The 20633-nt window shown below is 69.9% G+C and carries 19 protein-coding genes; 15 read left to right on the top strand and 4 right to left on the bottom strand.

Features of this window, described 5'->3' with window-relative positions; genetic code table 11:
• Positions 1 to 24: 24 nt before the first annotated feature.
• Positions 25 to 1269, bottom strand: coding sequence for a class I SAM-dependent RNA methyltransferase (locus D514_RS22310; protein WP_017828492.1), 1245 nt, complete (start codon positions 1267 to 1269; stop codon positions 25 to 27).
• A gap of 23 nt (positions 1270 to 1292) precedes the next feature.
• Here D514_RS22310 and D514_RS0118905 point away from each other — a divergent pair, with 23 nt between their 5' ends.
• Complete coding sequence (locus D514_RS0118905) at positions 1293 to 1931, top strand: nucleoside triphosphate pyrophosphatase (protein ID WP_031205418.1); 639 nt, start codon at positions 1293 to 1295, stop codon at positions 1929 to 1931.
• A 78-nt stretch (positions 1932 to 2009) separates the two neighbouring features.
• Entirely contained in the window at positions 2010 to 3776 is a 1767-nt protein-coding gene (locus D514_RS0118900; protein WP_017828490.1) for a biotin carboxylase N-terminal domain-containing protein, read from the top strand.
• 63 nt (positions 3777 to 3839) lie between these two features.
• Here D514_RS0118900 and D514_RS22305 read toward each other — a convergent pair whose 3' ends face one another.
• Entirely contained in the window at positions 3840 to 5288 is a 1449-nt protein-coding gene (locus D514_RS22305; RefSeq protein ID WP_017828489.1) for an NAD(P)H-quinone dehydrogenase, read from the bottom strand.
• Between the two features lie 48 nt (positions 5289 to 5336).
• On the opposite strand from D514_RS22305, the gene D514_RS22300 reads away from it, so the two are divergent.
• From D514_RS22300 to D514_RS22290, 3 genes are read left to right on the top strand one after another with little or no spacing between them, the layout of a single operon-like run.
• Positions 5337 to 6170, top strand: coding sequence for a purine-nucleoside phosphorylase (locus D514_RS22300; RefSeq protein ID WP_017828488.1), 834 nt, complete (start codon positions 5337 to 5339; stop codon positions 6168 to 6170).
• Positions 6167 to 7837, top strand: a complete 1671-nt coding sequence (locus D514_RS22295) for a phospho-sugar mutase (protein ID WP_017828487.1) — start codon at positions 6167 to 6169, stop codon at positions 7835 to 7837. Before D514_RS22300 ends, D514_RS22295 begins: the two co-directional genes overlap by 4 nt.
• Before the next feature lie 2 nt (positions 7838 to 7839).
• Complete coding sequence (locus D514_RS22290) at positions 7840 to 8103, top strand: HPr family phosphocarrier protein (protein WP_017828486.1); 264 nt, start codon at positions 7840 to 7842, stop codon at positions 8101 to 8103.
• Between the two features lie 12 nt (positions 8104 to 8115).
• Here D514_RS22290 and D514_RS22285 read toward each other — a convergent pair whose 3' ends face one another.
• Entirely contained in the window at positions 8116 to 10038 is a 1923-nt protein-coding gene (locus D514_RS22285; protein ID WP_017828485.1) for a PRD domain-containing protein, read from the bottom strand.
• Positions 10039 to 10205: 167 nt separating this feature from the next.
• Here D514_RS22285 and D514_RS22280 point away from each other — a divergent pair, with 167 nt between their 5' ends.
• The 10 genes from D514_RS22280 (at position 10206) to D514_RS22235 (ending at position 19745) form a co-directional block, all read left to right on the top strand.
• The gene (locus D514_RS22280) at positions 10206 to 10523 is read left to right on the top strand and encodes a PTS sugar transporter subunit IIB (RefSeq protein WP_017828484.1); all 318 of its coding nucleotides are present in this window, start codon (positions 10206 to 10208) and stop codon (positions 10521 to 10523) included.
• Positions 10520 to 10801 carry an HPr family phosphocarrier protein gene (locus D514_RS22275; RefSeq protein ID WP_017828483.1) on the top strand — a complete coding sequence of 94 codons (282 nt, stop codon included), beginning with the start codon at positions 10520 to 10522 and terminating at the stop codon, positions 10799 to 10801. Before D514_RS22280 ends, D514_RS22275 begins: the two co-directional genes overlap by 4 nt.
• Positions 10798 to 12483 carry a phosphoenolpyruvate--protein phosphotransferase gene (ptsP, locus tag D514_RS22270; RefSeq protein WP_017828482.1) on the top strand — a complete coding sequence of 562 codons (1686 nt, stop codon included), beginning with the start codon at positions 10798 to 10800 and terminating at the stop codon, positions 12481 to 12483. The genes D514_RS22275 and ptsP overlap by 4 nt, the downstream gene beginning before the upstream one ends.
• On the top strand, positions 12480 to 14114 hold the full coding sequence (locus D514_RS22265; RefSeq protein WP_017828481.1) for a PTS mannitol transporter subunit IICB: 1635 nt from the start codon (positions 12480 to 12482) through the stop codon (positions 14112 to 14114). The genes ptsP and D514_RS22265 overlap by 4 nt, the downstream gene beginning before the upstream one ends.
• Complete coding sequence (locus D514_RS22260) at positions 14111 to 14545, top strand: PTS sugar transporter subunit IIA (RefSeq protein ID WP_017828480.1); 435 nt, start codon at positions 14111 to 14113, stop codon at positions 14543 to 14545. Before D514_RS22265 ends, D514_RS22260 begins: the two co-directional genes overlap by 4 nt.
• Positions 14542 to 15699 carry a mannitol-1-phosphate 5-dehydrogenase gene (locus D514_RS22255; protein WP_017828479.1) on the top strand — a complete coding sequence of 386 codons (1158 nt, stop codon included), beginning with the start codon at positions 14542 to 14544 and terminating at the stop codon, positions 15697 to 15699. The genes D514_RS22260 and D514_RS22255 overlap by 4 nt, the downstream gene beginning before the upstream one ends.
• An 85-nt stretch (positions 15700 to 15784) precedes the next feature.
• On the top strand, positions 15785 to 17077 hold the full coding sequence (locus D514_RS22250) for an NAD(P)/FAD-dependent oxidoreductase (RefSeq protein WP_017828478.1): 1293 nt from the start codon (positions 15785 to 15787) through the stop codon (positions 17075 to 17077).
• Entirely contained in the window at positions 17074 to 18024 is a 951-nt protein-coding gene (locus D514_RS22245; RefSeq protein ID WP_017828477.1) for a bile acid:sodium symporter family protein, read from the top strand. Before D514_RS22250 ends, D514_RS22245 begins: the two co-directional genes overlap by 4 nt.
• Entirely contained in the window at positions 18024 to 18989 is a 966-nt protein-coding gene (locus D514_RS22240; RefSeq protein ID WP_017828476.1) for an SDR family oxidoreductase, read from the top strand. The genes D514_RS22245 and D514_RS22240 overlap by 1 nt, the downstream gene beginning before the upstream one ends.
• 9 nt (positions 18990 to 18998) lie before the next feature.
• Complete coding sequence (locus D514_RS22235; protein WP_017828475.1) at positions 18999 to 19745, top strand: alpha/beta hydrolase; 747 nt, start codon at positions 18999 to 19001, stop codon at positions 19743 to 19745.
• Positions 19746 to 19748: 3 nt separating this feature from the next.
• On the opposite strand, the gene D514_RS22230 is transcribed toward D514_RS22235, so the two are convergent.
• The gene (locus D514_RS22230; RefSeq protein ID WP_017828474.1) at positions 19749 to 20630 is read right to left on the bottom strand and encodes a carbohydrate kinase family protein; all 882 of its coding nucleotides are present in this window, start codon (positions 20628 to 20630) and stop codon (positions 19749 to 19751) included.
• Positions 20631 to 20633: the final 3 nt, after the last annotated feature.

Genomic DNA, 20633 nt, shown 5'->3' with positions numbered 1-20633 from the left:
GTCCCCTGACGAGCCGAGGATCGCTCACCGGGTGAGCAGCGCGACGACCTCGAAGTGATGCGAGTGCGGGAACAGATCGAAGCCCCGAAGGCGGTCCACGTTCCATCCGAGCGTCCGAAAGGTGCCGAGATCGCGAGCGAGGGCCACCGGATCGCACGCCACATACGCGATGGCATCCGGCGCGAGCGCGTGAATCGCCTCGACCACCTGACGACCGGCACCGGCGCGCGGAGGATCGAGGACCACGGCTCCCGTGCGCCCGCGCTTCTGCGTGGCCAGGAACCGATCGACGCGCGCCGTCACCGCATTCACCTCGAGGGGAGCGAGGTTCGCGGCCGCGTGCTGGGTGGCGCGGGCGCTGGACTCGACCGTCACGATGTCGGTGCCGCCGAGATCGGCGAGTGTCGCGGCGAACAGACCGACTCCTCCGTACAGGTCATAGTGCGACTTCTGCTCGTCGACGTGCCCGTCGAGGATCCCGTAGACGGCGGCATCGAGCACCGAGGCCGCGCGCGGGTGCACCTGCCAGAAGCCCGTGGAGTCGACCTGGAAACGCCGGTCGTTGACCATCTCGTGGATGACCTCGGGAGTGGGACGCTTGCGGAAGCCCCTCTGCACCCGTGGTGCGCGCTCGGTCTCCTCGCGACGGATGATGCGCACCGTGCCGTCGGCGGGCTCGACGAGTTCGATGCGGCCAGGGGCCTCGCCCTGCAGTGCGAGTGCCGCCTCGGCGATCGCCGGCCGTGCGAGCGGGTGCGAGGTCACGGGGACGACGCGGTGGCTGCGAGCGGCGAACGGCCCGGCCACTCCCGTGTCGTCGACGTGCAGGGTGACACGCGTGCGCCATCCGAGGCCGTCGCCCGACTCCACGGACTCGATCTCGGGGGCCTCGAGGCCGCTGCCAGCGAATCGGTCCAGCGCTTCGGTCAGAACACGCCGCTTGAGCTCGCGCTGGTGGTCCAGATCGATGTGGCCCAGGTCGGCGCCGCCCGGGCGGTCCGCCGGATCGCGGGAGACGTCGGCCTCCGCCCACACGTGCGGGCGGCGGTGCTCCGAGGCCTCGAGTACCTCGATGGTCTCCGCCCTCCAGAAGCTGCGGGTCGACGCATCAGCACCCTCCTGCGGGGCGATCACGCGGGCGCGCACGCGCTCACCGGGGATCGCATCGGAGACGAAGACCACGCGTCCTTCGTGGCGGGCGACGAAGGTGCCCCCGTGTGCGATGCCGGTGATGTCGAGTTCGAGCACGTCGGCTGGGGAGGAAGTCATTCTTCGAGGATACGGTGGTGGACATGCGCGTCTGCCTCGCCTCCACCTCCCCCGCCCGACTCATGCTGCTCCGCCAGGCCGGCATCGAACCGCTCACGGTGTCGCCGGATGTGGATGAGGACGCCGTCGCCGCCGCCGCAGAGGCGGAACGCGGCGCACCCCTGCCGCCGGCGGAACTGGTGCTGCTGCTCGCCCGCGCGAAGGCCGCGGCCGTCGCGCGCGGTCTCGCCGCCGAGGGCACCTTCGACGGCCTGGTGATCGGCGGGGACTCGATGTTCGCCCTCGGTGGGCGGGTGTACGGCAAGCCGTACACCCCGGAGGAGGCGACCAGGCGCTGGCGGGAGATGCGCGGAGCGACGGGCATCCTGCACTCCGGTCACTCCGTGTTCCGGGTTACTCCCGGCTCAGAGCCCACCGAAGCCACCGCCGTCGCCGAAGCCGCCGTGACGTTCGCGCACGACGTGAGCGACGCGGAGATCGCCGCGTACGTCGCCTCCGAAGAGCCGCTGCACGTGGCGGGGGCGTTCACCGTCGACAGCCTCGGCGGCGCCTTCATCACGCGCGTGGACGGCGATCCCTCGACGGTCGTCGGCATGTCGCTGTCGACCGTCCGCCGCCTGGCCGCGGAGCTCGGCGTCCGCTGGACGGACCTGTGGTCGTAGACTCCCCTCCACGTTTTCTCGACTTTCTTGTGGGGAGTCGTCAAAGGGATCGGGATCGTTCTCGCTAGGCTGGCAAGCATGCCTGCTATCGCCAAGGTGCTCATCGCCAACCGCGGCGAGATCGCCGTCCGCATCATCCGCGCCGCCCGGGACTCCGGAATCGCCTCGGTCGCCGTGTACGCCGACCAGGATCGTGACGCTCTGCACGTCCGCCTCGCCGACGAGGCCTACGCCCTCGGCGGCTCGACCAGTGCCGAGACCTACCTCCAGATCGAGAAGATCCTCTCGATCGCCCGACGCGCCGGTGCCGACGCGGTGCACCCGGGATACGGATTCCTCGCCGAGAACGCCGAGTTCGCTCGCGCCATCATCGGTGCGGGGATGACCTGGATCGGCCCGTCGCCCGAGGCCATCGAGGCGCTCGGAGACAAGGTGACCGCGCGTCACGTGGCAGAGAAGGTCGGCGCACCTCTCGCTCCCGGCACTCCGGGTCCCGTGGAAGGCGCCGACGAGGTCATCGCCTTCGCGAAGGAGTTCGGTCTGCCGATCGCCATCAAGGCGGCCTACGGCGGCGGCGGACGCGGCCTCAAGGTGGCGCGCGAGCTCGACGAGGTCGCCGAGCTGTTCGAGTCCGCCACCCGCGAGGCCGTCGCCGCCTTCGGACGCGGCGAGTGCTTCGTCGAGAAGTACCTCGACAAGCCGCGTCACGTCGAGACGCAGTGCCTGGCCGACGCCGAGGGCAATGTCGTCGTCATCTCGACGCGCGACTGCTCGCTGCAGCGCCGCCACCAGAAGCTCGTCGAGGAGGCACCCGCCCCCTTCCTCACGCAGGAGCAGACCGACCTCCTCTACTCGGCCTCGAAGGCCATCCTCAAGGAGGTCGGCTACGTCGGCGCCGGCACGTGCGAGTTCCTCATCGGTGCCGACGGCACGGTGTCGTTCCTCGAGGTGAACACCCGCCTGCAGGTCGAGCACCCGGTCTCCGAAGAGGTCACCGGCATCGACCTGGTGCGCGAGCAGTTCCGCATCGCGGCCGGCGGCACCATCGACTACGACGACCCGAAGCCGCAGGGGCACTCGATCGAGTTCCGCATCAACGGCGAGGACCCCGGTCGCGGGTTCCTGCCCCAGCCCGGTCCGATCCACGTCTTCAAGACGTTCGGGGGTCCCGGCATCCGGCTCGACTCGGGCGTCACCGCCGGCGACGCGGTCTCGGGTGCGTTCGACTCGCTTCTGGCGAAGATCATCGTGACGGGCAAAGACAGGGCGGAAGCACTGGAGCGCTCGCGCCGCGCACTCGACGAGTTCGAGGTCGCGGGGCTCCCCACCGTCATCCCGTTCCACCGCAAGGTCGTGCGCGATCCCGCGTTCACCGCGGAGAACGGCGAGTTCGGCGTCTTCACGCGCTGGATCGAGACGGAGTTCGTCAACGACATCCCCGCGTGGGACGGCGAGCTCGAGGCGCCGACGCCTGCCGAATCGCGTCACACGGTCGTCGTCGAGGTCTCCGGCAAGCGTCTCGAGGTGAGCCTGCCCGATCGCGTCGCGGTCGCGGCCGGCACCGCCGGGCGCCCTGCCGCCGTCCCGCCGTCGCGTCGCAGCCACGCCACTACCGCCAACGCCGGAGCATCCGGTGACGCGGTCAAGTCGCCCATGCAGGCCACCGTCGTCAAGATCGCCGTCGCCGACGGACAGCAGGTCGTCAAGGGCGACCTGGTCGTCGTGCTCGAGGCCATGAAGATGGAGCAGCCGCTGCAGGCGCACAAGGACGGCGTGGTCGGCAACATCAACGCGGATGCCGGCGCCACGGTCTCCGCAGGGCACCAGCTGCTCACGATCAGCTGACGCACCGTATCGACGCGAAAGGCGCCCCACCGAGGTGGGGCGCCTTTCGCATGTCTCCGTGGATCAGGAGATGTTCACGAGGTGCATCGCCCTGCTCGCATCGGTGATGCTGCTGGACAGCGAGGGGTACGCCGCGAAGACCCGGGAGACCTGGTCGACCGTGAGACGGCGCTCGACGGCGACCGCGATCGGGTAGATCAGCTCCGAGGCCTTGGGAGCGACGATCACGCCGCCGATCACCGTGCCCGACCCCTTGCGCGCGATGAGCTTGACGAAGCCGTCCTTGATACCCATCATCTTCGCGCGGGGGTTCGCCGCGAGCGGGAGCTTGTAGACCAGGCCGTCGGCCACGCCGTCCTCCACGTCCTTCTCGCCGTAGCCGACCGTGGCGATCTCGGGCGCGGTGAAGATGTTCGAGGTGATCTTGATCTGTTCGAGCGGGATGACGATGTCGCCCAGGGCGTGGAACACGGCCGTGCGGCCCTGCATCGAGGCGACGGAGGCCAGCGGGAAGAAGTTCGTGCAGTCACCGACGGCGTAGACGTTGGGGACCGAGGTGCGCGCGACGCGGTTCACACGGACGTGCCCCGACTCGTCGAGCTCGACGCCGGCCTCCTCCAGACCGATGCCGGCGGTGTTCGGGATCGATCCGACCGCCATGAGGCAATGACTGCCGTCGACGGTGCGTCCGTCGGACAGCGTGACCGTGACGCCCTCGTCGGTGACCTCGACCCGGTCGGCGCGGGACTTGGAGAGCACCTGCATCCCCCCGCGCTTGAACACCTTCTCGAGAACGGCTGCGGCATCCTTGTCCTCGCCGGGAAGCACCTGCTCGCGGCTCGAGATGAGCGTGACCTTCGCCCCCAGGTTCATGTAGGCGGAGGCGAACTCCGCACCCGTGACACCGGATCCGACCACGATGAGGTGCTCGGGAAGGGCCTTCATGTCGTACAGCTGGGTCCAGGTCAGGATGCGCTTGCCGTCGGGCTTGGCCGAGTCGAGCTCGCGCGGCGAGGCGCCGACGGCCACGACGATCGTGTCGGCCTCGACCCGGTCGAAGTCGGTGCCGCCCTGGCCCGTCGACACGATGATCGCGGTGGGGCCCTCCAGGCGGCCGTGTCCGGACAGGATGCGCACCCCGGCTTCGAGGAGCGTGGCACGCATGTCCTCGGACTGCTGACCCGCCAGTGCGAGCAGGCGCTTGTTCACCGCGGCGAGGTTGATCGCGATCTCGGGCTTGAGGGGCCTGGAGTGATCGCCCTTCGCGTAGAAGTTCACACCGAGGTCGCTCGCCTCGGAGATGGCGACGGCGGCATCGGCGGTGGCGATCAGGCTCTTCGAGGGCACGACGTCCGTGAGGACGGCGGATCCGCCGACTCCCACGCGCTCGACCAGGGTGACCTCGGCCCCCAACTGGGCAGCCGCGAGGGCCGCCTCGTAGCCGCCGGGACCGCCGCCGAGGACGGCGACGCGCTGAGTGCGCTCGAAAGTGGTGGAAGACATGGAATCCATTCTCGCGCAATCCTGGCACCCGAGCCTGCACCTTCCTAGAGTGGATCCATGCCCGAAACGCACAGCAACCCCCTCGACGACCCGACCGCGAACCCGTTCGAGGTCGCCGCGCAGGCCGCAGCCGACATCGCACGTCTGACCGGTGTCGAGAAGCACGATATCGCCCTCACCCTCGGCAGCGGCTGGGGCAAGGCCGCCGACATCATCGGCGAGACCGTCGCGACGATCCCCGCGACCGAGGTCACCGGCTTCTCCAAGCCCGCGCTCGAAGGCCACGTCGGCACCCTGCGCAGCATCCGCACCCCCGACGGCAAGAACGTGCTCGTCATCGGTGCACGCACCCATTACTACGAGGCTCACGGCGTGCGCCGCGTGGTGCACAGCGTGCGCACCGCCGCCGCCACCGGCGCCAAGATCATGGTGCTGACCAACGGCGCCGGCGGCATCCGCGAGACGTGGACGCCCGGTCAGCCCGTGCTCATCAGCGACCACATCAACCTCACCGCGGACTCCCCGCTCGAGGGCGCCACGTTCGTCGACCTCACGGACCTCTATTCGAAGCGCCTGCGCGACGTCGCCCGCACCGTCGACCCGACGCTCGACGAGGGCGTCTACACGCAGTTTCGCGGCCCGCACTACGAGACCCCGGCGGAGGTGCAGATGGCCAAGCACATCGGCGGTCACATCGTCGGCATGTCGACCGCGCTCGAGGCGATCGCCGCCCGCGAGGCCGGCATGGAGATCCTCGGCTTCTCCCTCATCACCAACCTCGCCGCGGGCATCCAGCAGACCCCGCTCAGCCATGGCGAGGTGATCGAAGCCGGACGTGAGGCAGAACCCGTGATCTCCGCGCTCCTGGCGAGGGTGGTCGAGGCCCTGTGAACGAGGAGCTGCTCGCGCAGGCCAGGGCCTGGCTGCGACAGGACCCGGATCACGAGACGCGCGACGAGCTGGCCGGTGTGATCACCCGTGCCGCCGCCGGCGACGAAGGGGCGATCGCCGACCTGGAGGACCGTTTCCGCACGCGGCTCGCGTTCGGGACCGCCGGTCTCCGCGGCGAGCTCGGTGCCGGCAGCAACCGGATGAACCGGGTGCTCGTCGCGCAGGCCGCCGCGGGCTTCGCCGCCTACCTGCGCGAGAAGTCCGATGGACGCACGCCGACAGTCGTCGTCGGCTACGACGGACGCCGCAACTCCCGCGTGTTCGCGACGGACTCCGCCGAGCTGTTCGCCGGCGCGGGTCTGCGCGCGATCCTGCTCCCCCGGCTCCTCCCGACCCCCGTCCTCGCTTTCGCCGTGCGCCACTTCGGAGCCGATGCCGGCGTGATGGTGACCGCGAGCCACAACCCGCCGAACGACAACGGCTACAAGGTCTACCTCGGCGGAGCCGACCACGGGTCGCAGATCGTCGCCCCCGCAGACGCCGAGATCGCCGCGCACATCCAGCGCACGGCCGACGCGGGATCCGTCGCGACGCTCCCGCGCTCCACGGACTACGAGACCGCCGGTGAAGAGGTCGTCGAGGCCTACATCGCCGCGACCGTCGCCGTGGCCCCGGCGCCCGCAGGCACCACGGGTATGCGGTGGGTGTACACCGCGATGCACGGGGTCGGCTGGGAGACGCTGTCGCGCATCGTGAAGGATGCCGGCTACCCCCAGCCGTTCGTCGTCGACGAGCAGCTCACCCCCGATGCCACGTTCCGCACCGTCTCGTTCCCGAATCCCGAGGAACCGGGAGCGATGGATCTCGCCTTCGCGAGGGCCCGCCGGGTCAAGGCCGACTTCGTCCTGGCGAACGACCCCGATGCGGACCGGCTGGCCGTCGCCGTGCCCGATGCCTCGACAGCGGACGGATGGCGACGTCTCACCGGCAACGAGGTCGGTCTCCTGCTCGGCGCTCGGGCTGCCCGCGCCGCGGCAGGAACCCCGGGTGCATCGCTCGCGTGCTCCCTCGTCTCCTCCCCCGGTCTCGGTGCCGTCGCGGCACACCACGGACTCGACTTCCACGAGACCCTCACCGGGTTCAAGTGGATCTCGCGCGCCCCCGGCATCGTCTTCGGCTTCGAGGAGGCACTGGGCTACCTCGTGAACCCGGAGACCGTGCGCGACAAGGACGGCGTCTCGGCCGCGGTCGCCATGCTCGGCCTCGCCGCGGAGGCACGCGACCGGGGAGCCACGCTCGTCGATCTGCTCGATGAGCTCGGAGAGACCTACGGGCATTTCGCGAGCGGCCAGGTGTCAGTGCGCGTCGAGGACCTCGCGGTCATCGGCAACGTGATGCTCGCGCTGCGCACGCTTCCTCCGACGCACATCGCGGGACGTTCGATCGCCTCCGCCGAGGATCTTCTGCAGTCCGCGCCGGGCCAGCCGTCCGGCGACGTGCTGCGGTACCGTCTCGTCGACGGATCACGAGTGATCGTGCGCCCCAGCGGCACCGAACCGAAGCTCAAGGTCTACATCGACGCCCGCGCGGAGTCGGCGGAGAGTGCGCGCGAGGCGGTCGCAGAGCTCGAAGCCGGAGTCCGCTCCCTGCTCGACGAGCGTTCCTGAGCATGCCCGTCCGACACCTCGTCGTCAGCGCGCACAACGGTGCGCACGCTCGACCGGTAGCCGAACTGGTACGACTCGCGCAGTCCCACACCGCTCCGGTGACCCTCCGCACGGGCGACGGCACGATCGTCGACCTGACCAGTGTGCTGGCGGTCATGGACCTCGGGATCGCCTCGGGGGATTCGGTCGTGCTCGAGACGGCGCCCTCCGCGACGGCTGAGGCCGTTCTCGATCAGCTCGCGGAGGTGCTCGCGCCCCGCGGATGACGGCGACCGCGGTCAGCCGTCGATCACAGAGACGAGCTCGTCGAGGAACGCCTCGAAGGTCGTCCCCTTCCGGACGATCCGCTGCACGCTCTCGCGCTCGCTGAACACTTCGACCAGCTGCTCGAACACGGTCTGGAACGCCGCACGATCGCTCTCGCTGAAGGCCGCGAGCGCGACGACCTGCACGCGTCCTCCGCCCCACGCCGCAGAGCCGTCGGCGACGCCGATGGCGATGGCGGTGCGGCTCGCGGTCATCTGGAGCGCGTGCGGGACCGCGAGCGCATCCGTGAAGGCGGTCGAGGACATCCGCTCGCGCACGATGGTGTTCTCGACGTAGTCCTCGCCGATCAGCCCCGCCTGGACGAGGAGCCCGCCGAGGCGTCGGATGATCGCCTCCTCCCCCTCGTCCGGCAGCGGGAACACGTAGGCGTCGGCCAGGAAGTAGCGGGCGAGCTCACCCCGAAGGCGCGTGAGACGTCGTCCCCGACGCACCCGAGCCGCCGCCTGCTGGATGCGGTCGACGTCGGCGTCGGTCAGGAACGGCTGGATGCGCACGAAACGGTCGCCGGAGGACCCAGGTTCGATCGTGCTGAGCACGAGGTCGGTGTCGAACGACGACCAGTCGGGGTCGACGTTCGTCACGACGGTCGTGACCTCGATCGCCGAGCCCAGCGAGCGGTCGACGCTGGAGCGGAGCAGCTCGTGCAGCTCGTGATACCCCGGGCAGACGATCGTGGCGGTGAGGATCGACTCCGCCTTCCGACTGCGTTCGAGGCGCCCGCCCACGTGCATCGCGATGTACGCGATCTCATCGTCGTGGATGGGCGTGCCGACGCGGTCGTGCAGGCCGCTCGCGATCGAGACGGCCACCTCGAAGATCATCGGGTAGGTGGTCTTGAGCGACCGGGTGAGCGGGTTGCGGGTGAGGGCGCTCTCCTCGGCTCGCCGCAGCAGGTTCTGCACGTGGACCGCGAGGCGGAGGACGAACGTCTCATCCACGAGGTCGACCTGGAAGTCTTCCGCAGCTCGTGCGATCTCCGCGCGCACGGCCGCCTCGACGGCCGGATCCACACCGCTGCGCGCGACCTCGCGCGTCGCATCCTCTCCCGGCGCGACGATGCGGGTGAGGACCAGGGAGGCGAGGTGGCCGCTGTCGCCCTCGCCGAGGGCCACGGAGAAGTGCTCGAAAGCGAGGCGGGCGATGACGGTTCCGACGCGCGGGATCTCCTCGCGAGTACCCGCCGGGGTCGACTCAAGGGTGTGCCCCGCCGCGACCCGCTCCGCCGCGATGGCGATGTGCAGCAGCACGTCGGAGATCGCGAGCTCGTTCACGTAGTAGCCGAGCTCGCCGAGCTCGCGCACCAGTGACGACTTGAAGGGTCCGACCGCGCTCGCAGCGACCGCGGAGCCGGAGAGCGCGCGGCGGAATGTCTCCGGATGGAAGGAGGCGTCATCCATCTCGTCATGGGCGAGTCTGCTCAGAAGACGACGCTGCGCCGTCTCGTTGCCTCGCAGCCGCACGGTCTCGCGCTCTCGCTCGAGCACCAGATCCGTCCCGTCGAGCAGACCGCGCACGCGCACCAGGTCGGCCTCGAGCGTCGCCTCGCTGACGTGCAGATCCTCGGCGGTGTCGAACACGTCGATCCCTCCGTGCTCGTCGAGCAGGAGACGCACGAGCGTGTGCAGGCGGTCGCGCGGTGCGGATTCTCCGCTCTGACGCATCCGCAGCGCGCCGCGGGCACCGGATCCGGCGCGATAGCCGGCGGGACCCGACTCGATCACCGCAGCCCCGGGAGCGCGGGCGTTCAGCGCCGCGACATAGGAGCGGATGCTGCGCGGCGTCACCCCCATCAGGTCGGCGAGGCTCGCGGCCGTCGCCCATCCTTCCTGACGCAGCAGCGCCGCGAGGAGCTGGTCCTGGCGCTGGCGCGACATGATCCTCCTCTTCCCGCGTGCTGACCGCACTGTCTCGACGTGTTCTCCATGATGTCAGGTGCCCTGCGTCCTCGGGCGGAAGAGCCTGTTCCGCAGGGGCGGAAAGGAACGTGTTGGCGCCGACCCCTCGGCGGTTCCCAGACTGTTCTCAGGAAGGGTGGGCATCGATGAGGATTCTCGTGGTGTGCGGTGCGGGCGCATCGAGCACGTTCGTCGCACAGCGGCTGCGCCGCGCGGCAGCCGCGGCCGGTCTCGATTGGGAGACGGCAGCGGGCATGGAGACCTCCGTCGCCGGCTCCGCTCACGACCTCGTCCTCGTCGGCCCGCATCTGACCGAACGCCTCGCCGCGATCCGCGACCAGGCGAGCGCGCCGGTCGCGGTGCTGCCGGACGACGTCTTCGCCGACCTCGACGGCTCGCGCACCCTCGTCTTCGCCCGATCGATCCTCGCCGCTGCCGGCGAAACCCCGAAAGGAACATCATGACCGCCACCCGCACCGTCCGTATCGGCTCCTCCCACGGACTGCACGCGCGCCCTGCGAAGCTCTTCGCGCAGGCGGCCAAGGATTCCGGCATCCCCGTGACGATCGCCAAGGATTCAGGCAAGGCCGTCAACGCCGCCAGCATCCTCGGGGTCATCGCGCTGGCGGTCGAGCACGGCGACTACGTCACCCTCACGGCCGACGGCGACGGTGCCGAGAACGTGCTGGACACGCTCACCGAGCTCCTCACCACCGACCACGACCAGGACGCCGCCGGATGAGCGAGCTGCGCGGGGTGGGGATCGGCCTCGGCGTCGCCCAGGGGCCGATCGTCCGCATGGCCGAGGCGATGCCCGCCCCGGAGAACATTCCCAGCACCGCGGGTGCGGATGCCGAACGCGCCAGGGTGCGCGACGCCGTCTCGATCGTCGCGAGCGAGCTCAACGAGCGCGGGGAGGCCGCGGGAGGATCCGCGCAGGAGGTCCTCGAGGCGCAGGCGATGATCGCCGAAGACCCGACGCTCCAGGACGAGGTCGATACCCGGATCGACGCCGGAGCGACGGCGGAATGGGCCGTGCACGATGCGTTCGCCGGCTTCCGCGCCACGCTCGAGGCCGTCGGCGGCTACCTCGGCGAGCGCGCAGCCGATCTCGACGACATCGCACAGCGCGTGCTCGCCCGCCTTCGTGGCGTCGAGGCCCCCGGCGTGCCGAACCCGGGACACCCGTTCGTGCTGGTGGCGCGCGACCTCGCCCCCGCCGACACCGCGCTCCTCGACCTGGACCAGGTGCTGGCGCTCATCACGACCGACGGCGGACCCACCTCTCACACCGCGATCCTCGCGAGGGAGAAGGGCATCGTCGCGATCGTGGGCGTCGCCGACGGCGAGATGCTCACCACCGGCGAGACCGTGATCGTGGACGCTGCCAGCGGCGTCGTCACGCGCGAGCCGACGGACGACGAGAAGGCGCGGGCCACGGAGCGTGCGGCTGCTCGCCGGTCGGCCGACTCCGCCCCACCGACTCCCGGCGCCCTCGCCGACGGCACGCCTGTCGCGCTGCTCGCGAACCTGGGGAAGCCCGCAGACGCGGCCGATGCGGTCGTTCGGGGGGCCGAGGGCGTCGGGCTGTTCCGCACCGAGTTCCTGTTCCTCTCCTCGGCACAGGCGCCGACGATCGCCCAGCAGCGCGAGTCGTACCGCGAGCTGCTGGCGGCATTCCCCGGCAAGAAGGTCGTGGTCCGGATGCTGGATGCCGGCGCCGACAAGCCGCTGGCGTTCCTCAACGACGCGCACGAGGAGAACCCGGCGCTCGGTCTTCGCGGCCTGCGGGCGCTGCGCGCGAGCGAGGACATCCTGCGCGAACAGCTCACGGCTCTCGCCGAGGCCGATGCCTCCACCGAGGCCGACCTGTGGGTGATGGCGCCGATGGTGGCCACCGTCGAGGAGACGGTGTACTTCACGACCCTCGCCCGCGAGTACGGGCTGAAGACAGCCGGCGTCATGGTCGAGATCCCGGCGAGCGCGCTGCTCGCCGACCGCGTTCTCGCTCACGCCGACTTCGCCTCGATCGGCACCAACGACCTCACGCAGTACACGATGGCTGCCGACCGCATGCTCGGTTCGGTCGCCGGCTTCCAGGACCCCTGGCATCCTGCCGTCCTGCGCCTCGTGCGCGAGGTCGGCGATGCGGGCGCGCGTCTCGGCAAGCCCGTGGGCATCTGCGGCGAAGCCGCAGCCGACCCGCTGCTGGCCGTCGTGCTGGTCGGGCTCGGCGCGACCAGCCTCTCGATGGCCCCGTCGGCGCTGGCCGATGTGCGACACGCGCTGTCCGAGCGCACCCCGTCCGAGGCGCGGAGCCTCGCTGCGGCCGCCCTGGCTGCCGATGATGCCTCCTCCGCCCGAACCGCCGTGGCAGCTCTCGCCGCGGAACTCCCCCTCCACAAGAAAGAGACGACATCATGACGACGACGTCACCTGCCGCCACCAAACCCGGCGGCCTCCGCGTAGGAGTGCAGCGCTTCGGCACATTCCTCTCGGGCATGATCATGCCCAACATCGCGGCCTTCATCGCCTGGGGCTTCATCACGATGCTCTTCATCCCCAAGGGATTCTTCGGTGCGGAGAGTCCCTTCGGCTGGCACTGGGCCGGTGTGGCCGAGATCGTCGGCGGTGGCGGCGATTCCGCCGTCATCGGCTGGCAGGGCGCCATGACCGCAACCGCCGAGGCAGCCGACGGCAACATCCTCGCCTACGTCGGCCTCGTCGGCCCGATGGTCACCTACCTGCTCCCGCTGCTCATCGCCAACACGGCCGGCCGTATGGTCTACGGCGAGCGCGGCGGTGTCGTGGCCACGATCGCGACCGTCGGCGTGATCGTCGGAACCAACATCCCGATGTTCCTGGGCGCCATGATCATGGGCCCGATCGCCGCGTGGATCATGAAGAAGGTCGACAGCATCTGGGACGGCAAGATCCGTCCCGGCTTCGAGATGCTCGTGAACAACTTCTCCGCCGGCATCCTCGGCATGATCCTCGCGATCGTGGGCTTCTTCGCCTTCGGCCCCGTCATGCTCGGTATCAGCGCGGCTCTCGGCGCGGCTGTCGACTGGCTCGTCGCGCTGCAGCTGCTGCCGCTCGTGTCGATCATCGTCGAGCCGGCGAAGGTGCTGTTCCTCAACAACGCCATCAACCACGGCGTGTTCACCCCGCTCGGCATCGAGCAGGCGGCAGAGACCGGCAAGTCGATCCTGTTCCTCATCGAGGCGAACCCCGGCCCCGGCCTCGGTCTGCTGCTCGCCTTCACGTTCTTCGGCGTCGGCGCCGCCAAGGGATCCGCACCGGGCGCGGCCATCATCCAGTTCTTCGGTGGCATCCACGAGATCTACTTCCCGTACGCCCTGAGCAAGCCGACCACGATCCTCGCGCTCATCGCGGGTGGCGCGGCCGGAGTCACCACGAACATGGTCCTCGGCGGCGGTCTGGCCTTCCCGGCAGCGCCGGGCAGCATCATCGCGGTCACCTTCGCAGCCCTCGGGGCCGGCGTCGGCAACCTGGTGGTCGTGTACCTGTCGGTCCTCATCGCCGCCACCGTCACCTTCCTCATCACCGGCGTGATCCTGCGCGCGTCCCGCAAGCGCGACCTCGCCGCAGAGAGCGACACCTTCGGCGCCGCGATCGCACAGACCGAGGCGAACAAGGGCAAGTCGTCGGCGGCCATGGATGCGCTGCGCTCCTCGGCGTCGAGCACGGCCGCCGAGCCCGCTGCCGCCGCGAGCCCGACGGCGGTCGCGACCGCGCCGATCGAGCGCATCGTGTTCGCCTGCGACGCCGGCATGGGCTCTTCCGCGATGGGCGCCAGCGTGCTGCGCAACAAGCTCAAGAAGGCCGGCATCGAGGACATCACGGTCACCAACCAGGCGATCGCGAACCTCGACGGCACGGCCGACGTGGTGATCACGCAGCAGCAGCTCACCGAGCGCGCCACCGCGAAGTCGCCGAACTCGGTCCACGTGTCGGTCGACAACTTCATGAACTCGCCCAAGTACGAAGAGGTCGTCGAGATGGTGCGACAGCAGCGAAAGGAAAACGAATGAGCGTTCTCACCCCCGAACAGGTCCGCATCCACCCCGGTGGGGCGTCGCGGGACGAGGCTCTCCAGGAGGCGACCGACATCCTCGTCGCCGCCGGAGCCGTCACCCCGGCCTACGTCGATGCGATGCGACAGCGCGAGGAGACCGTCTCGACCTTCATGGGCAACGGGCTGGCGATCCCGCACGGCACCAACGATGCGAAGGACACGATCCTCGCCTCCGCGCTGTCCGTCGTCCGCTACGACGGTGGTGTGGACTGGGCCGGCGACCCGGCCACGTTCGTGATCGGCATCGCCGGAGTGGGCGACGAGCATCTGGAGATCCTCTCCCGGATCGCGATCCTGTTCTCGGAGGAGGACGATGTGGCACGGCTCTCTGCGGCACAGACCTCGGAGGAGCTCTACGCCCTCCTCTCGGAGGTGAACGAGGGATGAAGGCGGTCCACTTCGGGGCAGGCAACATCGGGCGCGGATTCGTCGGTCTGCTGCTGCGCGAGGGCGGGTACGAGGTCGTGTTCTCGGACGTCGCCGACGCGCTGGTCGATGCGATCAACGCGGTCGACTCGTACACCGTGCACGAGGCCGGCCCCGGAGGGACCGATCACGTCGTCACCGGCTTCCGAGCGGTGAACAGCCGGACGGACCCCGCCGTCGTGGCCGAGGAGGTCGCATCGGCCGACATCGTCACGACCGCGGTCGGACCGACCGTGCTGCGCTTCGTGGCTCCGTCGATCGTCGCGGGGCTCGCCTTGCGCTCCCCCGCCGCCGGGCCGCTGCAGGTGATGGCGTGCGAGAACGCGATCGGCGCTACCGACCTGCTCCGCCGCGAGATCGCCGCGGCCGCAGGGGCGGATGCCGACACACTCCTGGCCAGAGCGGTCTTCGCGAACACCGCCGTGGACCGCATCGTGCCGGCACAGCCGGAGGGAGCAGGGGTCGATGTCACCGTCGAGCCCTACTTCGAATGGGCGATCGAGTCAGGGCCGTTCGGGGAGAACCTGCCCCACATCCCGGGAGCGCACTTCGTCGACGACCTGGCGCCGTACATCGAGCGCAAGCTGTTCACGGTGAACACAGGGCATGCGGCGACCGCGTACTTCGGAGCCCGCGCCGGCATCGAACGCATCTCGGATGCTCTGGCCGACCCCGCCATCGCGGCGAGCGTCTCGGCGGCTCTCGAGGAGACATCGGCGGTGCTGGTCGCAGAGCACGGCTTGGACCCGGACGATCTCGCCGGCTACCGTGCGACAATCCTCGATCGGTTCCGCAACCCCGCGCTCATCGACACCGTCCAGCGGGTCGGTCGCCAACCGTTGCGCAAGATCTCCCGGCACGAGCGCTTCGTGGGTCCTGCCGCCATGGCCGCAGAGCGCGGCCTGCCCACTGAGGCTCTGGTCGCGGCCGTCTCGGCAGCGCTCGAGTTCGACGACCCGGCCGACGAGCAGTCGGTCGAGCTGCAGCAGCTGCTGCGGACCGAGGACCCTGACGCTCTCACCACGAGGACGACGGGCCTCGACCCCGAGCATCCGCTGTTCCGCTCGGTCCGCGACGCCGTCGCCGCCCGGCAGCACGGCCTCGATATCGCCTGACCCACAGCTCATCCACGCCCCCGCGCTGCCGATACGATCGGTGGGCGGGGGCGTTTTTCGAGCACGACGATGTGCGGGGAGCCAGATGAACAGATATGCCGTGATCGGCGCGGGGCCGTCGGGCCTCGCCGCAGCACGTGCGCTGCACACACGCGGGATCACCGTCGACGGCTACGAGGCGTCGCACGGCGTCGGCGGGCTGTGGGACATCACCAACCCCCGCAGCACGATGTACGAATCCGCACACCTCATCTCCTCGCGCACGACCACCGAGTTCGCCGAGTTCCCGATGCGCTCTCGCGTCGACTACCCCGGTCACCGGGTGCTCAAGGAGTACTTCGACGACTACGCGGAGCACTTCGGACTCGTCGAGCTGTTCCGGTTCGACACCAGGGTCACCCGCCTCGAGCCGCGCGACGGCGGCTGGGACCTGACCAGTGCGGGCCCCACGGGGAACGAGACCCGCTGGTACGCGGGAGTCGTCCTCGCGAACGGGACGCTCGCCGAGCCGAACGTGCCGACGTTCGCCGGGGAGTTCAGCGGCGAGCTGCTGCACACGAGTGCCTACAAGTCGCCAGAGCAGCTGAAGGACAAGCGCGTGCTGCTGATCGGGGCGGGCAACTCCGGCTGCGACATCGCGGTGGATGCCGTGCACCATGCGAGCTCGATCGACATGAGTGTGCGGCGCGGGTACTACTTCGTACCCCGCTACCTGTTCGGCAGGCCCAGCGACACCCTCAACCAGGGCCGCCCGCTGCCGGCGCGCATCAAGCAGGCGGTCGACAGCCGCGTGCTACGGGCCTTCACGGGTGACCCCGTGCGGTTCGGGTTCCCCCGGCCCGACTACCGCATCTACGAGTCGCACCCGATCGTGAACACCCTGATCCTGAATCACCTCGGGCAAGGCGACCTGCGCATCCGGCCGGACATCGCCCGCTTCGAGGGGACGACGGTGCACTTCCGCGACGGCAGCGCCGACGACTACGACCTGGTGCTGCTCGCCACCGGGTACACCCTCGACTACCCGTTCGTGGACAGGGAGCACCTGCACTGGCGCGGCGCCTCACCCCGGCTGTTCCTCAACGTCTTCCCCGCATCGTTCAACGGCCTCTACGTGATGGGCATGATCGAAGCCTCCGGCATCGGCTGGCAGGGCCGCTACGAACAGGCCGAGCTGCTCGCGGCCTACCTCTCCGCCGTCGAGGAGGACCCTGCCCGCGCCGCCCGTTTCCGCGAGCGGGTGACCGGAGCACCCTGGCCCGATGTGACCGGCGGCTATCGCTACCTGGGCCTGGACCGGATGGCGTACTACGTCAACAAGGACGCCTACCGGGGGGCTGTGCGACGCGAGAAGAGCGCGCTGGAGGTGTCGGCGTGAACGTCGACGACGTGGTCCTGTCCTTCACGCCGGGCACACTCACGATCCTCAACGTCGTGCTCGGCCTGATCATGTTCGGCATCGCCCTCGACACCTCACCGAGCGACTTCCGTGTCGTGGCGAAGCATCCGAAACCGTTCGTGATCGCGATCCTCGCACAGCTGCTCCTGCTGCCGATCGCCACCTTCGCACTCACCCTCGTGCTTCCCGTTCCGCCGTCGATGGCGCTGGGCATGCTCCTGGTGGCGTGCTGCCCACCCGGGAACATCTCGCAGGTGCTCACCCACCGCGCCGGCGGCAATGTCGCCCTCTCGGTCTCGCTCACGGCGGTCGGGAATCTGATCTACATCTTCGCGATGCCGCTCAGCATCACCTTCTGGGGATCACTGCACCCGACGGCGCGCACGCTGCTGCGCGACGTCGCCGTCGATCCCTGGCGCATGCTGCTCGAGGTCCTGCTCATCGTGGGGCTCCCGTTCGCGCTGGGCCTGCTGCTGCGCGCCGGGGCTCCGCGGTTCAGCGCCCGTGTGCAGCCGTTCGTGAAGTGGTTCAGCCTCATCGCACTGCTCGGGTTCATCATCGCCGCGCTCGTGGGCAACTGGGCGGTGTTCGTGCAGGTCCTCGGCATCATCCTGATCGTGGTCGCGGTGCACGACGCTGTCGCCCTGGCCCTCGGCTACGGCACAGCGGTGATCGGCGGGCTCGGCACCCGCGAGCGCAAGGCCATGACGTTCGAGGTCGGCATCCGCAACGCCGGCCTGGGCCTCGGGTTGGTGTTCCTGTTCTTCGACGGGCTCGGAGGCATGGCCGTCGTCGCCGGCTGGTGGGGAATCTGGGACATCATCGCCGGCCTCGTGCTCGCCGGGCTCTGGGCGCGGCACACCAGAAGACGAACAGGCTCCTCGTCCGGCGACGCGAGCGGCCGCACGAAGGCGGAGGCCGCCTGATGCCGCGCGTGCTCATCACGGGAGGAAGCGGGTTCCTCGGTTCGCATGTCGCCGCGGCCCTCGCAGCCCGCGACGACGTCGCGCTGGTCGTCTGCGGCGATCTTCGACACGGGGCGCCTCGCGACGGCATCATCGACGAGACGCTGGATGTGACGGACTCAGCCGGCCTCGCCCCGCTCCTGCGACGGCACGCGATCGACACGGTCGTGCATCTGGCAGCCATCGTCAATCCCGGCCGCGACGTCGAGCAGGAGTACCGCGTCGATGTCACCGGGTCCGCGAACGTGCTCGCCGCGTGCGTGGAGGCGGGTGTCCGTCGGATCGTGGTCTCCAGCTCCGGGGCCGCCTACGGCTATCACGCGGACAATCCCCGGTGGATCGACGAGGATCAGCCTCTGCGCGGCAACGACGCCTTCCCGTACGCGCGGCACAAGCGCCTGGTCGAGGAGATGCTCGCGGAGTACCGGGCTGCTCACCCCGAGCTCCAACAGGTGGTGTTCCGCATCGGCACGATTCTCGGGCCGACGGTGCAGAACCAGATAACGGCGCTCTGGGACGGGCGACGGATACTCCGGATAGCCGGATCCGCATCGCCCTTCGTCTTCATCTGGGTGGACGACGTGGCTGCGGCGATGGTGCGCGCGGCGACCGACGGCCCACCGGGCATCTTCAACGTCGCCGGAGACGGATGCCTGACCGTTCCCGAGATCGCCGAACGCCTGGGGAAGCCGCAACTCGTCCTCCCGGCGTGGGCGCTGTCGGGGGCCCTGCGCATCGGGCGGATGCTGCGTCTCACGGAGCACGGACCGGAGAAGGTCCCCTTCCTGCGGTACCGGCCGGTCCTGGCCAACAGAGACCTCAAGAGGGTGTTCGGCTACACCCCGCTGCGCACGAGCAGGCAGGCCTTCGAGGAGTACCTCCGCACGCACCCCACGATCGCCCGGGAGGGTCGCCGGGCGCAGTAGCGTGGAGCCATGCAGAAGAAGCGTGGACGCCGGATCCTGAAGCGTGTTCTGTGGAGTGTCGCGATCGTGCTGGTGCTCGCCGTCGGCGGCGTGCTCGCGTGGTCGCAGATCGGGGTCATGGCTGCGGAGCCGGAACAGCTCGCGGCCGTGCGGGAGAACCCGGCGATCACTGTGACCGACGCGGACGAGGGCATCGTCCTCGCCCCGGCCGACGGCGCGTCGGAGCGGGGACTGGTGTTCATCCCCGGAGCGAAGGTCGACCCCTGGGCATACGCCGCGATCCTGCAGGGGCTCGCAGAGGACGGGGTCACCGTCGTGATCACCCGCCCCTGGCTGAACCTGGCGTTCTTCGATCCGCGCGGCCTCGATGCCTTCACGGCTGCGGTCCCCGACGTCGATGTCTGGAGCGTCGGCGGTCATTCCCTGGGTGGCGTGCGCGCCTGCCAGCTCGCCGCCGACGCCGATGCGCTCGTGCTGTTCGCCTCTTACTGTGCGAACGACCTGTCCGAGAGCGGGCTCCCCGTCCTCAGCCTGTCCGGAAGCGAAGACGGGTTGTCCACCCCGGAGAAGATCGCCGACGCACGGGACCAGCTGCCCGCCGACGCCGACATGGTCGAGATCGACGGCGCTTCGCACGCCTCCTTCGGCGACTACGGCCCGCAGGACGGGGACGGCACTCCCACGATCTCTCGCGAGCAGATGCACGCAGAGGTCACACGTCTGACCGAGAGTTTCCTCGCGCCGCTCGCCCCGTGAGGGTCATTCCCCCACCGTCCCGAGGATCGGGTCGAGCAGCGGATGCAGGTGCCGTGTGCGCAGAACCGACGCCGCAGCTCGGGCCCCTGCTTCGAGCGCGGCGGTGAGGTCCGCTCCGTCGAGACGCGCATCGAGCACGCCGGCCAGGAAGGCATCACCGGCGCCGTTCGTGTCGACGACCGCCACGGGCACAGCCGGAACCCGGTGCAGGTCGCCGTTCCCGTCGATCGCCACCGCCCCGTCGGCGCCCAGGGTGCACACGGCGAGGCCGGCCCCCGCCGCGATGCGTGAGCGCAGGAACGCGACCGGGTCATCGAGGCGGTCCGCATTGCAGAACACGGCGTGAGCGGCGTCGAGGAACGGCCGGTGGAAGGGCGCAATACCGTCGTAGTCGTGCACGTCCACCCAGATCGGGGTGCCGGTCGCTCGAGCGACCGGCAGCAGCCGCAGGGGCTCCGCCGCGAGGTCGAGCACGACGGCATCGGCCGCCGTCATCTCGTCGCGCACCGCCTCGTCATGCTCTCCTCGAGTCTCCTGCGGCGTCGACAGGTACAGCGACACGCGCTCCCCCGCCCGCGTCATGAGGTTCAGATGCCGTTCGGTGATGCCGTCGCTCCACCGCGTCCGCACACCGGAGGCACGCAGGGCTTCGCGGATGCGTCGCCCTTCCGCATCCGTCCCGGTGATGGCCTGGAGCCGCGTCGTGCGCCCCAGCGCGGTCAGGCTGAGCGCCTTGCCGGCGCTGGTCCCGCCGACCGTCTCCCACGTGTCCTCGGCGAACTGCATGTGCGGCTCCGGTTCCGGCAACCGATCGAGTACGACGATACGGTTCCACGACGCGGGGCCGACGATGAAGACGGACGCGGATTCGGAGGCGGAAGGCATGAC

The sequence above is a fragment of the Microbacterium sp. UCD-TDU genome (assembly GCF_000340625.1).
Taxonomy (GTDB): domain Bacteria; phylum Actinomycetota; class Actinomycetes; order Actinomycetales; family Microbacteriaceae; genus Microbacterium; species Microbacterium maritypicum.
The sequence above is the reverse complement of the archived record's forward strand: the minus strand, read 5'-3'. Positions and strand labels throughout refer to the sequence as shown.

Excerpts from the sequence above, each read along its gene's own strand:
- D514_RS0118900 (WP_017828490.1), top strand. The coding sequence starts at position 2,010 with ATGCCTGCTATCGCCAAGGTGCTCATCGCCAACCGCGGCGAGATCGCC.
- D514_RS22300 (WP_017828488.1), top strand. The coding sequence starts at position 5,337 with ATGCCCGAAACGCACAGCAACCCCCTCGACGACCCGACCGCGAACCCG.
- D514_RS22265 (WP_017828481.1), top strand. The coding sequence starts at position 12,480 with ATGACGACGACGTCACCTGCCGCCACCAAACCCGGCGGCCTCCGCGTA.
- D514_RS22240 (WP_017828476.1), top strand. The coding sequence starts at position 18,024 with ATGCCGCGCGTGCTCATCACGGGAGGAAGCGGGTTCCTCGGTTCGCAT.
- D514_RS0118905 (WP_031205418.1), top strand. The coding sequence starts at position 1,293 with ATGCGCGTCTGCCTCGCCTCCACCTCCCCCGCCCGACTCATGCTGCTC.
- ptsP (WP_017828482.1), top strand. The coding sequence starts at position 10,798 with ATGAGCGAGCTGCGCGGGGTGGGGATCGGCCTCGGCGTCGCCCAGGGG.
- D514_RS22280 (WP_017828484.1), top strand. The coding sequence starts at position 10,206 with ATGAGGATTCTCGTGGTGTGCGGTGCGGGCGCATCGAGCACGTTCGTC.
- D514_RS22235 (WP_017828475.1), top strand. The coding sequence starts at position 18,999 with ATGCAGAAGAAGCGTGGACGCCGGATCCTGAAGCGTGTTCTGTGGAGT.
- D514_RS22275 (WP_017828483.1), top strand. The coding sequence starts at position 10,520 with ATGACCGCCACCCGCACCGTCCGTATCGGCTCCTCCCACGGACTGCAC.
- D514_RS22310 (WP_017828492.1), bottom strand. The coding sequence starts at position 1,269 with ATGACTTCCTCCCCAGCCGACGTGCTCGAACTCGACATCACCGGCATC.
- D514_RS22255 (WP_017828479.1), top strand. The coding sequence starts at position 14,542 with ATGAAGGCGGTCCACTTCGGGGCAGGCAACATCGGGCGCGGATTCGTC.
- D514_RS22290 (WP_017828486.1), top strand. The coding sequence starts at position 7,840 with ATGCCCGTCCGACACCTCGTCGTCAGCGCGCACAACGGTGCGCACGCT.
- D514_RS22250 (WP_017828478.1), top strand. The coding sequence starts at position 15,785 with ATGAACAGATATGCCGTGATCGGCGCGGGGCCGTCGGGCCTCGCCGCA.
- D514_RS22305 (WP_017828489.1), bottom strand. The coding sequence starts at position 5,288 with ATGGATTCCATGTCTTCCACCACTTTCGAGCGCACTCAGCGCGTCGCC.
- D514_RS22285 (WP_017828485.1), bottom strand. The coding sequence starts at position 10,038 with ATGTCGCGCCAGCGCCAGGACCAGCTCCTCGCGGCGCTGCTGCGTCAG.
- D514_RS22230 (WP_017828474.1), bottom strand. The coding sequence starts at position 20,630 with ATGCCTTCCGCCTCCGAATCCGCGTCCGTCTTCATCGTCGGCCCCGCG.
- D514_RS22260 (WP_017828480.1), top strand. The coding sequence starts at position 14,111 with ATGAGCGTTCTCACCCCCGAACAGGTCCGCATCCACCCCGGTGGGGCG.